The organism is Conexibacter sp. CPCC 206217 (assembly GCF_030646165.1).
Lineage (GTDB): Bacteria > Actinomycetota > Thermoleophilia > Solirubrobacterales > Solirubrobacteraceae > Conexibacter.
On sequence record NZ_JAUTDO010000004.1, the window covers coordinates 505,609 to 518,119 of the forward strand.

A 12,511-nucleotide genomic window follows, 5' to 3' on the forward strand; every position below is an offset into this window, starting at 1 on the left:
AGGTCACACGTCCAGGTTGGTCACGAGGTTGGCGTTCTCCTCGATGAAGTTGCGACGCGGCTCGACCTGATCTCCCATCAGCATCGAGAAGATCCGCTCCGCGGCGGCAGCGTCCTCCATCGTGACTTGGGCGAGGGTGCGGGTCGCAGGGTCCATCGTCGTCTCGCGCAGCTGCTCGGCGTTCATCTCGCCGAGGCCCTTGAAGCGGTTGATCTCGACGTTGCGGCCGGCGAGGTCCATCACCTTCGTGCGCAGCTCCTCGAACGAGATCGCCGAGTCGCTGTGGTCGCCGAGTCTGACGTGGAAGGCGGGCGAGCCGACCGCGTTGACGAGCTGCTCGTGCACGCGCACCAGCTGGCGGTACTCGTTCGCCTGCAGCATCGAGCGGCGCACGTGGCGGGTGCGGGCGTGGCCGGTTCTGTTCTCGACGGAGCGGACGATCAGCTCGTCGGCGTCCTCCGACACCAGCTCGACCTCGAACGTCGCGTTCTCGAGCGCCTTTCTCTGCAGGAAGGCCGCGAGCTCCGACTCGTCGGTGATGTGCTGCTCGAGGATGCCCGACTCCTGCAGGAAGTCGACGGTGTCGTGGCGCGACAGCGCGCGCAGCGCCGAAGCCCAGCCGTTGTACTGCTTCAGCAGGCGCGTGAAGCGCTTCCAGCGCGCCTCGGTCAGCCTCTGCTCTTCGCCGTTGCGGTCCGTTATGACGAACTTCTCAAGCTTGTCGGAGAGCAGCAGCTCCTCCAACTCGGAGTCCTTCTCGATGTAGCGCTCGTTCTTGCCCTGCTTGACCTTGTACAGCGGCGGCTTCGCGATGTAGACGTAGCCCGCGTCGATCAGCGGCATCATCTCGCGGAACAGCAGCGTCAGCGCGAGCGTGCGGATGTGGGCGCCGTCCACGTCGGCGTCCGTCATCAGGATGATCTTGTGGTAGCGCGCCTTCTCGATGTCGAAGTCGTCGCGCACGCCGGTGCCGATCGCGGTGATCAGCGCCTGCACCTCGTTGTTGCCGAGCACCTTGTCGATGCGGGCGCGCTCGACGTTGAGGATCTTGCCGCGCAGCGGCAGGATCGCCTGCGTCGCGCGGTCGCGGCCCTGCTTCGCCGAGCCGCCGGCGGAGTCGCCCTCGACGATGAAGATCTCCGACAGCGCCGGGTCCTTGACGGAGCAGTCGGCGAGCTTGCCCGGCAGGCGGGAGTTCTCCAGCGCCGACTTGCGTCGCGTCAGGTCGCGCGCCTTGCGTGCGGCCGAGCGGGCCTGAGCCGCCTGGATCGTCTTGAGGATCACCGCGCGCGCGTCGGAGGGGTTCTCCTCGAGGAACTCGTCGAGGCCCTTGTTGACGATCGACTCGGTGAAGCCCTGCATGCCCGGGTTGCCGAGCTTCGTCTTCGTCTGGCCCTCGAACTGCGGCTCGGCGAGCTTCGCGGAGACGACGGCCGTGAGGCCTTCCCGCACGTCCTCGCCGGCGAGGTTCGGGTCTCTCTCCTTCAGCAGGCCCTTCTCGCGCGCGTACTTGTTGATCGTGCGCGTCAGCGCCGAGCGGAAGCCGGAGAGGTGCGAGCCGCCCTCGTGCGTGTTGATGTTGTTCGCGAACGAGAAGACGGACTCCTGGTAGGAGGAGTTCCACTGCATCGCGACCTCGACCGCGCCCTCCTCGCTCTCGCTCGAGAAGTAGACGATCTTTCTCTGGACCGGTTCCTTGTTCTCGTTCAGGTACGCGACGAAGTCCCTGATGCCGCCCTCGTACTGGAACGTGACGTGTCTTCTCTCGCCGCGCTCGTCGGTCAGCGAGATTCTCAGGCCTCTGGTCAGGAACGCCGTCTCGCGCAGCCGCTCCTCGAGCGTCGCGTACTCGTAGTCGAGCGTCTCCATGATGTCGTCGTCGGCGAGGAAGTGGATCGTCGTGCCGGTCTCGCTCGTCGGCTCGCCTCTGGCGAGGACGCCCTGCGGCGCGCCACGGCGGTAGGCCTGCGACCACGTGTAGCCGTCGCGGCGAATCGTCACTCTCAGCTCTTCGGAGAGCGCGTTGACGACCGAGACGCCGACGCCGTGCAGACCGCCGGAGACCTTGTACCCGCCGCCGTCGCCGAACTTGCCGCCGGCGTGCAGGACCGTCAGCACGACCTCGACCGCCGGCTTCTGCTCCTTCTCCATCATCGCGACGGGGATGCCGGCGCCGTCGTCGACGACCGTGACGGAGTTGTCCGGGTGGATCGTGACGCTGACCGCGGTGGCGCGGCCCGCGAGGGCCTCGTCGACCGAGTTGTCGACGACCTCGTAGACGAGGTGGTGCAGTCCGCGCAGCCCGGTCGAACCGATGTACATGCCGGGCCGCTTGCGAACCGCCTCGAGGCCTTCGAGGACGGTGATGTCCTGTGCGTCGTAAGTGAACGAGGGGGTCGGCTTGTCAGCCGCGGGTCTGTCGGTGGCCAACGATCCTCCGATGACGTTGCAACGCCCCGGGCCCGCACCAATGGCGGCTCTCCGGGGCGTGAGAGGCAGGTGAACAGAAGAATAGCACAGCACGCGGCTCGACCGACCCTGTAGAGCCCTCGGAAATGCCTGCAAATCGCCGCAAAATGTGACCCGTCTGCGTCCCCTTCTTCACGCCGTTCGCGCACCTCTGCGCGAACCGGTCACACAACGCAGCTTCTGAACCGCCTCGCGACCGATCGCCTCGTTCAGCTTGCCGATCAACATCGGCGCCATCAGGTCCAGCTCCTGGGCCCAGACGGCGGCCCTGCAGGCCACCGTGACGGTGCCGCTGCGCTCGCTCACCGGCTCCGCCTCACGCGCGATCGCCTCTCCGGCGACCGCCGGCCAGACACGTTGCACCTCCGCCAGGAGCGTCGCTGGAGCGAGCGATGCCTGCAGCGCGCCGAGCGCCTCGCCGAGCGGTCGCGGACCGCGGCGTCTCACGGGCGGCTCTCGCTTCCCCGGCGCACACGCCGGCTGCCGGCATCGCCGCGACGGCGAACGGCTTGAGATGACCACGTACTCACGCCGCCTGCTCCCGCGCGTCGTCGTCGTGGACGATCCCGTCACGCACGCTCAACCGGCGCACCCCCGGCTGCTCGGCGCCGGGCACGTGCTCCAGGTCTGTCGTCGTCACGACGCTCTGACCCGCGCCGCGCAGCAGCTCGACGAGGCGCCCGCGACGGTCCTGATCCAGCTCGCTCATGACGTCGTCGAGCAGCATCACCGGCACCGCGTCGCGCGTCGCGGCGATCGCGTCGCGCTCCGCCAGCAGCAGCGCAAGCAGCGCCAGCCGCTGCTGACCCTGCGAGCCGTAGGCGCGCAGCTCGCGGCCCTCGCGCGTCAGCGCGAGGTCGTCGCGGTGCGGCCCGTGCTGCGTGAAGCCGCGCTCGAGGTCGCTCTGCAGCCGTTCCGCCAGCTCCGCCGCGAGGCCGTCGGCGTCGGCGGCCCTCGAGCGCGGGCGGTACGCGACCGCTGGATCTCCGTCGAGGCCGAGGTCCTCCGCCAGCCCCGGGAAGCGCTCCGCGACGGTCGCGATCGCGGCGGCGCGATCGGCCATCAGCGCGATGCCATGGCGTGCCAGCTCGCGGTCCCAGGCGGGCAGCGAAGCGGACGAGACGGCCCCGGCACGCACCCGTGTCAACAACGCGTTGCGCTGTGCAAGAGCCTGTGCATAAGCCCGTCGCGTCGTCGTGCGCGACGGCCACAGCGCCGCGACGACCTGGTCGACGTGCGCACGCCGCAGCGACGGCGTGCCCTTCACCAGCTCCAGCCGGTCGGGCAGGAAGACGGAGACGAGCGGCCGCCCGGGCACGTCGAACAGCCGCTCGACGCGGACGCCGTCAGCCGTCAGCCGCTTCGGCTCGCCGCTCTCGAACGCGACGGCCAGCTCGTGCGCCCCGTCCTCGGCGACGGTCGTCACCACCACCCGCGTGACACTCTCGCCGAAGCGGACCAGCTCGCGGTCGTTGGTGGTGCGCGCCGAGCGGCCCGTGCAGCCGAAGTAGAGCGCGTCGAGCAGGTTCGTCTTGCCAGCGCCGTTGCGGCCCGTGATGACCGTCAGGCCCTCCCCCAGCTCGACCTCGGCGCTCGGATAGCTGCGGAAGTTGCGCAGCGAGACGCGCACGATCCGCATGCGACGGTCGCTACACGTTCAGCCGAATCGGCATGATCAGGTAGAGGAACCCACCGTCGTCAGCCGACTGGATCAGGCCGGGCCGCAGCGGGCTGATCAGCTTCAGCAGCACGTCGCCGGAGCCGACCGACTCGAGCCCGTCGCGCAGGAAGTCCGGGTTGAAGCCGATCTCGAACGGCTCGCCCTGGAACGCGACCGGCAGCGACTCTCTCGCCTCACCGATGTCCGGCGTCTGCGACGACACCGTCAGCTCGCCCGGCGCGAACGACAGCCGCAGCGGCGCGTTCTTCTGCGCCAGCAGCGAGATGCGCCGCACGACGTCGGTGACCTCGCCGCCGGCGATCGACAGCTCGTGCTCGTAGCTGTCGGGCAGCAGCTGGCGGTAGTTGGGGAACTGGCCCTCGATCAGGCGCGAGGACAGCACGACCTCGCCGAGCTGGAAGACGACCTGGTTCTGGCGCACGCCGACGGTCAGCGTCTCGCCGTCGAGCTGCTGCACGAGCCGCGCGAGCTCCTGCAGGGCACGAGCCGGCACGTTGGCCTCGAAGCCGCCCACCAGCGGCTGCTCGAGCGTCGTCTCCTTGACGCTGAGGCGGTAGGAGTCGGTCGCCACCATCCGCAGCTCGCGCTCGGCGGCCGACACCATGATCCCGGTCAGGACCGGCCGCGTCTCATCACGCGAGGCGGAGTTGGCGACGCGCAGGACGGTGTCGACGAACGCTCTCGCCGGAACCGACACGGTGCCCTCGGTCTCCGGCTCGGGAAACGGCGGGAAGTCCTCGGCCCGCAGCGTGCGGATGTGGAACTGGGCGTTGCCGGCGACCAGCTCGACGTCCTGCTCGGCGGGCCGCAGCTCCAGCGACGCCGTCGGACCGGACAGCGAGCGGACGACGTCGACGATCAAGCGCGCGGGCAGCACGACCGATCCCTCGCGTTCGACCTCAGCCGGGAGCGGGACGCGCAGCCCGACCTCCATGTCGGTCGCTCGCAGCTCGACGCGGCCGCCGGCAGCGATCAGCTGGACGCCGGAGAGCGCCTGGATGGCTCCACGCGTGGAGGCGACGCGGCTGACCGTCTGGAGCTGGGCGAGCAATTCCTCGCGCGCGGCCGAGATCTTCACGTTGGATACCTCGAGATGAGAGAGATCAAAGTCATAGGGCGGAAGGAGATGTGCAGAAGTCGTCGAAAAGGCCGCACGTAGCGGGCAGGCTGCGCACAAAGCGCACGCCCGGAGGCTCAACAGTCTGTCAGGAACCCCGGTCGGTATCGGGCGCCTGCAGCCGCGCGGTCAGGCTGCGCACGAGCTCATAGGCCTCGGCGTCTCTGGCGATCTTCTCGGTTGCGCGTCTGCAGGCGTGCATCACGGTCGTGTGGTTGCGGCCGCCGAAGGCGCGGCCGATCGCCGGCAGCGTCTCGTCCGTCAGCTCGCGGGAGAGGTACATCGCGACCTGACGCGCCCACGCGACACGCGCGCTGCGGTCGGGCGAGCGCAGCTGCTCGGGCGAGATGCCGAGCTGCTCGCAGGTGATCTCCTGGATCTCCGCGAGCGTGCGTCGCCGCGGTGAGGAGGAGCCGGGGTAGAGCCCGTCGAGCACGTGCGTGACGAGCGTCTTGTCGATTGGTCTGCCCGTCAGCGAGTGGTACGCGACGACGCGGATCAGCGCGCCCTGGAGCGCGCGGATGTTGGTCGTGATGCGATCGGCGATCGGCTCGATCGCGTCCGCGTCGGCAAGCCGGACGCCGTCATGCTGCACGCGCTTGCGCAGGATCGTCATGCGCGTGGCGAGGTCGGGCGGGCGGATGTCGGTGACGAGACCGGACTCGAAGCGCTCGCGCAGGCGGTCGGCGAGCGCGTTCATGTCGCGCGGCATGCGGTCGCAGGTGACGACGAGCTGGCTGCCGGTCTCGTAGAGGGCGTTGAAGGTGTGGAAGAACTCCTCCTCCGTCTTTGCCTTGCTCTCGAGGAACTGGACGTCGTCGATCAGCAGGATGTCGGTGTCGCGGTAGCGGCGCTTGAAGTCGTCGACGGAGCGCGAGTGGAGCGCGTGCACGAAGCGGTTGGTGAATGCCTCGATCGTCGTGTAGCGGACCGTGAGCCCGTCGCCGTATTCGCGCACGTAGTTGCCGATCGCGTGCAGCAGGTGCGTCTTGCCGAGGCCGGGCGGGCCGTAGATGAAGAGCGGGTTGTACGCCTGGCCGGGCAACTCGGCGACCGCCAGCGCCGCGGCGTGCGCGAGCCGGTTGCCGTCGCCGATGACGAACTGGTCGAAGGTGTACTTCGGGTTGAACAGCTCGTCGGTCGTCGTCTCGCCGGGACGACGGGTCGGCTGGAGCGCCGCGCTGGCGTCGTCGCGGAAGCTGGGCTCGGACGCTGCGACGGCGCCGGCGGGCAGGGGCGCGTCGAGCGCGACGATCGCGACGTGCGCCTGCGGCCCGAGGATCGTCGCGGCGCAGGCCTGCAAGACCCGCGCGAAGCGGTCCGCGACCCATGTGCGGATCTCGTCGGGCGCCCCGACCAGCAACGTCTCGCCGTCGAGCGCGCGCGCCTTCAGCGGGGCGAGCCAGAGGTGGTACGTCGAGTCGGTGACGGTACGCCGCAGCTCGGCTTGGATCTGGGACCAGGTGTGCTCGAGCTGGTGTTGCACAGGCGTCGTCGGCCGACCTCTCGTCGGTGTGCTGGAGGGGGAATGAAGGGGCCCTGACGACCCCGGGGGGCGGCGAATATAGCAGTGGTCGGACGGCATGCCGCGCCTGTGCGAAAGCCTCCGCGAGGGGAGTGCGCAAATCGCGGGAAAAAGGTCGCCGGGCGGCTGCGCGGGGTCGCAGCCCACATCTCGTGGACGGCATGTCGAGAACGTGTTGACAGCCGCCCACGGCGGCTTCTGACCGGGTACCGTGGTAGGACCGGGCAGGGGCGCAAAGCGCCGACGGCTGTCCCGCGTATACTGACCTGCCCCCGTCAACGGGAAACTGTGAGCTCATGAAACGCACCTACCAGCCCAAGAAGCGCAAGCGCGCCCGCACCCACGGATTCCGTGAGCGGATGCAGACGCGTGCCGGTCGTGCGACGCTGAAGCGTCGCCGCGACAAGGGGCGCAAGCGCCTCACCGTCTGATGAGCGCGCGCCCGGGCGTCACAGCCCGGCGGAGCAAACGGGGCCGGCTGTCCCGTAGCGCCGAGTTCGACCGGGTGTTTCGACAGGGACGCTCGCTCGCGAATCGCGTCCTCGTCCTCTACGCCTTCCCTCGTTCCGAGGAGGGCCAGCCGCGCTTGGGCGTCTCCGTCTCGCGAAGAGTCGGAGGCGCCGTCGAGCGCAATCACGTCAAGCGCCTGCTGCGCGAGGCGTTCGAGCAGGAGTCGGGCGCGCTGCCCGAGGGGCTCGACGTCGTCGTCGTGGCGCGCCCCGAAGCCCGCGTCGTCGCCGAGCGCGACGGCCTTGCCGGGATCAGCGCCGCGCTGGCCGAGTTGATCGCGCGCGCGAGAGAGCGGGCCGCGGGAGATAGAAGATGAGCCGGGCGCGTGCCGTCGCCGTGGCTCCGATTCGCTTCTACCAGCGATTCATCTCGCCCGGACTGCCGCGCCGCTGCAAGTACGAGCCGACCTGTTCCCGGTACGCCGAGCAGGCGATTCGGGAGTACGGCATACTCCGCGGGCTGGTGCTCGCGGGCTGGCGCGTGATGCGCTGCAATCCGTGGAGTCATGGGGGCTATGACCCCGTCCACGACCAGCACGTCTTCCCGTCACGCCGACCGACCGCCCCGAGCGCCTGAAAGACCTCATGCCTTTCGTCTTCGCGAATCCCCTGCAGCCGCTGATCGACGTGCTGGAACAGGTTCTCCTGTTCTTCCACGACACGATCGGTGTCGGCTGGGGTCTGTCGATCATCTTCCTGACGATCACGGTCCGCCTGCTGCTGCTGCCGCTGACGCTGCGGCAGGTCAAGTCGATGCAGCGCCTGCAGCTGCTGGCTCCCGAGCTGAGAAGAATCCAGGCGCGCTACAGAGACGACAAGCAGCGCCAGCAGCAGGAGATGATGAAGTTCTACAGAGAGAACAGAGTCAACCCTCTGGCCTCCTGTTTCCCGCTGCTGTTCCAGCTGCCGTTCTTCATCAGCTTGTACTACATGCTGAGAACCGATCTGCGCATGGACATCTGTGGGCAGACCGCGAAGGCATGTGCTGACGCGACGGTTGCGAACTTCGCCAGCGTCGGTGCGAAGCCCGGTACCGAGGGCTTCCTCTTCATCCCGGATCTGACCGGCAGAGCGACAGGCGCGGTCCTGGTCGTCTTGATCGTGCTGTACGTCGGCACGCAGATCGCCTCGGGCCTGCTGAGCACGGCGTCGATGGACAGAAACCAGCGGATGATCATGCTGGCGCTGCCGGTCGTGTTCGTCGCGTTCATCATCAACTTCCCCGCCGGCCTGATGCTGTACTGGATCACGACGAACTGCTGGACGATCGTGCAGCAGTTGATCGTGCGCAAGACCGTCGGATTGCCAGCCAGAAACAGAGAAAGAGTGCTGGCCGCGATGGCGTCGTCGTCGGGCTCCTCGGCGGCTGTCAGCAGAGGCGGCGGCAGAAGCTCCGGCGGCCCGCGTCCGAAGGCCGGCAAGGTCTCGGAGCGAAAGGGTGAACCGGATCGCTCCTCGGGCGACGCGAACGGCGACGCGCAACGCGCGGTCGGCAGCGGCCCGCCGCCGTCGGCGAGAAGAAAGAAGAAGCGATCGGGGCGCCGGCGATGAGCGAGAGACGCAGCGAGGCCGCTGACCGGGTCGAGGAACTGCTGGAGCGGATCCTCAGCGCCGTCGGCGTCAGAGCTGACCTCGAGATCGTCGAGAGCGAGGATGCTGTGACGGCAGTCCTCGACGGCGAGGACCTTGGATTGTTGATCGGCCGTCACGGCCAGACGATCGACGCGATACAGCACCTTGCGTACCGGGCCGCTTTCCGCGGTTCGGATTCGCGCAAGCGCGTGACAGTCGATGCCGCGGGCTACCGTGAGCGTCGCGCGTCGCTCTTACAGCACGACGCCGACGAGGCTGTCGAAGAGGCACTGCGGATTGAGGCGCCGGTCGCGCTCGACGCGATGAACGCGGTCGAGCGCCGTGTCGTGCATGAGTACCTGCGCGACCGGGAGGGCATCGAGACGTACAGCGAGGGCGTTGAGCCCGATCGCCATCTCGTCGTGGCTCCGATCAAGCGTTAGGCCGCATGCTTACGGCACTGCCGTTTGCTCGCGATGTGTTTCACGTTTTTCATGACGGTGAAACAGATTCTCTCTGATGCCTGGCGAATCTCCTCCGTTGACTCCTTTCGAGCGTGGCTTCCTCGTCGGCATCCTGATCGGCGAAGGATCCTTCGGCGGGGATGGCAAGCAGCCGCAGATCACCGTGCGGATGCACACGCGTCACGAAGCGCTCTTCCACCAACTCGTCCGGCTGTTCCCGCGAACGAGGCTGTACGGGCCCTATCACCACGGTGACCGTTCCTACTACCAGTGGATGGCGCGAGGGCCGGCGCTCGTCGAGGACGTCTTGCCGGTGTTGGACGATTCGCTCGTGGCGGACCTCGACGGTCACGCCGCGGAGCGCTATATCGCGATGACGAGCAAGTACGCCGACTACATTGCGCGGATTCGCTCGCGCGGGGTCGTCTCATGACCATGCCCAACGCGGTCGCGAAACGGATGGCCGGTCTGGTTGCGAGATACGGATTGGTCGATGGTGCGGGCGATCAGCTCGCAGCGCTGCTGGAAGCGCTCGCCGACGACGAGCACGCGCCGACGACCGTGCGCGAGCCACACGACGCTGCCGGTGTCCACATCGCGGATTCGCTGGCTGGCCTGGAGCTCGAGGTCGTTCGCGAGGCGCGCGCGATCGCCGACCTCGGCGCAGGCGCCGGATTCCCAGGGCTCGCCCTCGCCGCGGCGTTGCCGAACGCCCACGTCACGCTGGTCGAGAGCATCGCGCGCAAATGCGTGTTCATCTCGGCGGCGGCGGCATCAGCCGGCATCGAAAACGTCGAGGTCGTCGCCGAGCGCGCTGAGGACTGGCCTGCCGGGATCGACCGTCACGATGTGATCACGGCGCGCGCGCTCGCCCCGCTCGGCGTCCTCGCTGAGTACGCGGCGCCGTTGCTGAGAGAAGGCGGAGCGCTCGTAGCGTGGAAGGGACGCCGTGACGCAGAGGAGGAGCGCGTCGCCGCTGGCGCGGCCGAGCAGCTCGGCCTGCAGCTGGAGACGGTCCTCGCTGTCTTCCCGTACGACGGCGCTGATCATCGGCACCTGCACGTGCTGCGCAAGATCGCTCCCACGCCGGAGCGGTTCCCGCGGCGGCCGGGCATGGCTCGCAAACGCCCGCTCTGACGGTGCTCTCCGTCCGAGAGGAGATGTGCTGGGCGTCGATCCCACGCCTGAAAAGCCGTTCTGCGCGGGTTTCGGGCGCTCGTCCGACCGTCGGCGGCGCTAAGGTCCGTCGCGTTGGGAGCCTCGCAGTGCGCGCTCCCACCCCGGCCAGAGCGAAATGTGGCTGCAACCGGCGGTTTCCGGCCGGCACCCCAGTCTGACCCCACGAAGGAACACCTGATGGCAACCGTCTACGCGATCGCAAACCAGAAGGGCGGCGTCGGCAAGACCACGACCGCCGTCAACCTCGCCGCGTGCGTGGCGGAGGCAGGCTACGACGCGCTGCTGATCGACATGGACGCGCAGGCCAACGCGACGGTCGGACTCGGGATCCCAAAGGATTCAGCGCCGAGCGTCTACGACGTCCTCTCCGGTGAGGCGACGATGGAGGAGGCGATTCGCGAGACGGGCATCGAACACCTCTCGCTCGTCCCCGCCAGCCCCGATCTCGCGGGCGCGTCGGTCGAGTTGCCGCGCATCGAGGCATCCGAGAACCGCCTGCGCGAGGCGCTCGTGGGCGTGCGCGAGAGATACGCCTTCACGATCCTCGACTGCCCGCCGTCGCTGGGTCCGCTGACCGTCAACGCCCTCGTCGCCTCCGATCGCGTGATCGTTCCGGTCCAGGCCGAGTACTTCGCGCTCGAGGGCCTCGCGGGCCTGCTCGACACGCTCGGCCTGATCCAGCGCGAGCTGAACCCGAGATTGACGATCGCCGGCATGCTGCTGACGATGCACGACGGCCGCACGCGCCTGGCGCAAGACGTCGAACGCGAGGTCCGCGAGCACTTCCCGACGCTGGTCTTCGACACCGTCATCCCACGCAACATCCGCGTCGGCGAGGCACCCAGCTTCGGGCGTCCGGTGATTCACCACGATCCCCACTGCGCCGGCTCCGACGCCTACTTCGAGCTCGCAAAGGAGGTGGCCGCCCGTGGCTGAGAAGCCCCGTGGGATGGGCCGTGGCCTGTCGGCGATCCTCTCGGCCGCACCGAGAGACGAAGCCGAGGAACTGCGCACCGTTCCGATCGACCTGATCGCGCCGAATCCGCACCAGCCCCGGCGCCATTTCGAGGAGGAGGCGCTCGTCGCGCTGGCGCAGTCGCTCAGCGCCCGCGGCGTGCTGCAGCCGGTGCTGGTGCGGCCGCTCCCCGACGGCAGTTACGAGCTGATCGCCGGCGAGCGCCGCTGGCGCGCCGCCAGAATCGCTGGGATCGCGCAGATCCCCGCGATCGTCCGCCACCACGACGATGCGGCCTCGCTCGAGCTGGCCGTGATCGAGAACATGGCGCGCGAGGATCTCAACCCCGTCGAGGAGGCGCGTGCATGTGCCGCCCTCGTCGAGGAACTGAGTCTCACGCGCGAGGATGTCGGCCGTCGTGTCGGCCGCAGCCGGGTCGCCGTCTCCAATCTGATCCGTCTGCTCGACCTGCCCGACGACGCGCTCGTGCTGCTGGAACGGGGCGAGCTGAGCGAGGGACACGGCCGCGCCCTGCTGCTCGCGCCCGACCACGGCGATCGGCGACGGCTCGGCCGCGACGCGGCCGCGCTCGGATGGTCCGTCCGGGAGTTGGAGCGTCGCGCCCGCGGTGCCGCTGATGCGGATGCCGGCGCCGACGCTTCCCGCCCGCCGCGCCGGACTGCGCCGCGCGTGCATCCGGATCAGCAGGAGGCGGTCGCGCAACTCGCCGACGTCTTCTCCAGCGCCGTCGGCGCGGACGTCGACGTCGCGCCCGCGGGGAGCGGATATCGCGTCCAACTGTCGTTCGAGACGCTCGACGATGCACTCGCGTTGGCCCGTCGCCTGGGCGTTCGCGCGGTCGCGTGAGACGAGGACGCACAAGAGGCGGCCGGACCGCTAGAATCGCGCTTCCAGTCGGGGCGATTAGCTCAGTCGGTTAGAGCGCTTCTCTGATAAGGAAGAGGTCCCTGGTTCGAATCCAGGATCGCCCACTGCACCGAGGCCCGCCACCGCGGGCCTCGTTCGTTTCCGGTTCGTGC

Annotated in this window: 14 protein-coding genes and 1 tRNA gene; 10 read left to right on the forward strand and 5 right to left on the reverse strand. The window is 68.8% G+C overall.

Annotated features, from left to right (window positions below; all coding sequences use genetic code 11):
- Positions 1 to 3: 3 nt before the first annotated feature.
- The 5 genes from gyrB to dnaA form a co-directional block, all read right to left on the reverse strand.
- A complete protein-coding gene (gene gyrB, locus Q7L65_RS13580) occupies positions 4 to 2,430 on the reverse strand; it encodes a DNA topoisomerase (ATP-hydrolyzing) subunit B (RefSeq protein ID WP_304721917.1) in 2,427 nt (808 codons plus the stop codon).
- Positions 2,431 to 2,601: 171 nt separating this feature from the next.
- Positions 2,602 to 3,042 carry a DUF721 domain-containing protein gene (locus tag Q7L65_RS13585; protein WP_370552554.1) on the reverse strand — a complete coding sequence of 147 codons (441 nt, stop codon included), beginning with the start codon at positions 3,040 to 3,042 and terminating at the stop codon, positions 2,602 to 2,604.
- Positions 2,996 to 4,108, reverse strand: a complete 1,113-nt coding sequence (locus Q7L65_RS13590; protein WP_304721920.1) for a DNA replication/repair protein RecF — start codon at positions 4,106 to 4,108, stop codon at positions 2,996 to 2,998. The genes Q7L65_RS13585 and Q7L65_RS13590 overlap by 47 nt, the downstream gene beginning before the upstream one ends.
- A 10-nt stretch (positions 4,109 to 4,118) precedes the next feature.
- Positions 4,119 to 5,228, reverse strand: coding sequence for a DNA polymerase III subunit beta (dnaN, locus tag Q7L65_RS13595; protein WP_304721921.1), 1,110 nt, complete (start codon positions 5,226 to 5,228; stop codon positions 4,119 to 4,121).
- Positions 5,229 to 5,355: 127 nt separating this feature from the next.
- Positions 5,356 to 6,753: a chromosomal replication initiator protein DnaA gene (dnaA, locus tag Q7L65_RS13600; RefSeq protein ID WP_304721922.1), complete on the reverse strand. Its 1,398-nt coding sequence runs from the start codon at positions 6,751 to 6,753 to the stop codon at positions 5,356 to 5,358.
- Between the two features lie 335 nt (positions 6,754 to 7,088).
- On the opposite strand from dnaA, the gene rpmH reads away from it, so the two are divergent.
- The 10 genes from rpmH to Q7L65_RS13650 all read left to right on the forward strand — a co-directional run bounded on the left by rpmH (position 7,089) and on the right by Q7L65_RS13650 (position 12,463).
- Positions 7,089 to 7,223 carry a 50S ribosomal protein L34 gene (rpmH, locus tag Q7L65_RS13605; protein ID WP_012937401.1) on the forward strand — a complete coding sequence of 45 codons (135 nt, stop codon included), beginning with the start codon at positions 7,089 to 7,091 and terminating at the stop codon, positions 7,221 to 7,223.
- Positions 7,223 to 7,618 (forward strand): ribonuclease P protein component, encoded by a 396-nt coding sequence (rnpA, locus tag Q7L65_RS13610; protein WP_304721924.1) that lies wholly within the window; start codon positions 7,223 to 7,225, stop codon positions 7,616 to 7,618. Before rpmH ends, rnpA begins: the two co-directional genes overlap by 1 nt.
- On the forward strand, positions 7,615 to 7,878 hold the full coding sequence (gene yidD / locus Q7L65_RS13615; RefSeq protein WP_304721925.1) for a membrane protein insertion efficiency factor YidD: 264 nt from the start codon (positions 7,615 to 7,617) through the stop codon (positions 7,876 to 7,878). The genes rnpA and yidD overlap by 4 nt, the downstream gene beginning before the upstream one ends.
- An 8-nt stretch (positions 7,879 to 7,886) precedes the next feature.
- Positions 7,887 to 8,852 (forward strand): YidC/Oxa1 family membrane protein insertase, encoded by a 966-nt coding sequence (locus Q7L65_RS13620; protein ID WP_304721926.1) that lies wholly within the window; start codon positions 7,887 to 7,889, stop codon positions 8,850 to 8,852.
- Positions 8,849 to 9,316 (forward strand): R3H domain-containing nucleic acid-binding protein, encoded by a 468-nt coding sequence (locus Q7L65_RS13625; RefSeq protein WP_304721928.1) that lies wholly within the window; start codon positions 8,849 to 8,851, stop codon positions 9,314 to 9,316. Before Q7L65_RS13620 ends, Q7L65_RS13625 begins: the two co-directional genes overlap by 4 nt.
- A gap of 76 nt (positions 9,317 to 9,392) precedes the next feature.
- Positions 9,393 to 9,770, forward strand: coding sequence for a hypothetical protein (locus Q7L65_RS13630; protein WP_304721930.1), 378 nt, complete (start codon positions 9,393 to 9,395; stop codon positions 9,768 to 9,770).
- Complete coding sequence (rsmG, locus tag Q7L65_RS13635) at positions 9,767 to 10,474, forward strand: 16S rRNA (guanine(527)-N(7))-methyltransferase RsmG (RefSeq protein ID WP_304721931.1); 708 nt, start codon at positions 9,767 to 9,769, stop codon at positions 10,472 to 10,474. Before Q7L65_RS13630 ends, rsmG begins: the two co-directional genes overlap by 4 nt.
- Positions 10,475 to 10,693: 219 nt before the next feature.
- A complete protein-coding gene (locus tag Q7L65_RS13640) occupies positions 10,694 to 11,452 on the forward strand; it encodes a ParA family protein (protein WP_304721932.1) in 759 nt (252 codons plus the stop codon).
- Entirely contained in the window at positions 11,445 to 12,338 is an 894-nt protein-coding gene (locus Q7L65_RS13645; RefSeq protein WP_304721933.1) for a ParB/RepB/Spo0J family partition protein, read from the forward strand. Before Q7L65_RS13640 ends, Q7L65_RS13645 begins: the two co-directional genes overlap by 8 nt.
- Before the next feature lie 51 nt (positions 12,339 to 12,389).
- A tRNA-Ile gene (locus Q7L65_RS13650) sits at positions 12,390 to 12,463 on the forward strand.
- Positions 12,464 to 12,511 lie beyond the last annotated feature (48 nt).

Bases quoted from the DNA above. Each gene is read 5' to 3' on its own strand.
- Q7L65_RS13590 (WP_304721920.1), bottom strand. From the start codon at position 4,108: ATGCGGATCGTGCGCGTCTCGCTGCGCAACTTCCGCAGCTATCCGAGC.
- rpmH (WP_012937401.1), top strand. From the start codon at position 7,089: ATGAAACGCACCTACCAGCCCAAGAAGCGCAAGCGCGCCCGCACCCAC.
- rnpA (WP_304721924.1), top strand. From the start codon at position 7,223: ATGAGCGCGCGCCCGGGCGTCACAGCCCGGCGGAGCAAACGGGGCCGG.
- yidD (WP_304721925.1), top strand. From the start codon at position 7,615: ATGAGCCGGGCGCGTGCCGTCGCCGTGGCTCCGATTCGCTTCTACCAG.
- Q7L65_RS13620 (WP_304721926.1), top strand. From the start codon at position 7,887: ATGCCTTTCGTCTTCGCGAATCCCCTGCAGCCGCTGATCGACGTGCTG.
- Q7L65_RS13625 (WP_304721928.1), top strand. From the start codon at position 8,849: ATGAGCGAGAGACGCAGCGAGGCCGCTGACCGGGTCGAGGAACTGCTG.
- Q7L65_RS13630 (WP_304721930.1), top strand. From the start codon at position 9,393: ATGCCTGGCGAATCTCCTCCGTTGACTCCTTTCGAGCGTGGCTTCCTC.
- rsmG (WP_304721931.1), top strand. From the start codon at position 9,767: ATGACCATGCCCAACGCGGTCGCGAAACGGATGGCCGGTCTGGTTGCG.
- Q7L65_RS13640 (WP_304721932.1), top strand. From the start codon at position 10,694: ATGGCAACCGTCTACGCGATCGCAAACCAGAAGGGCGGCGTCGGCAAG.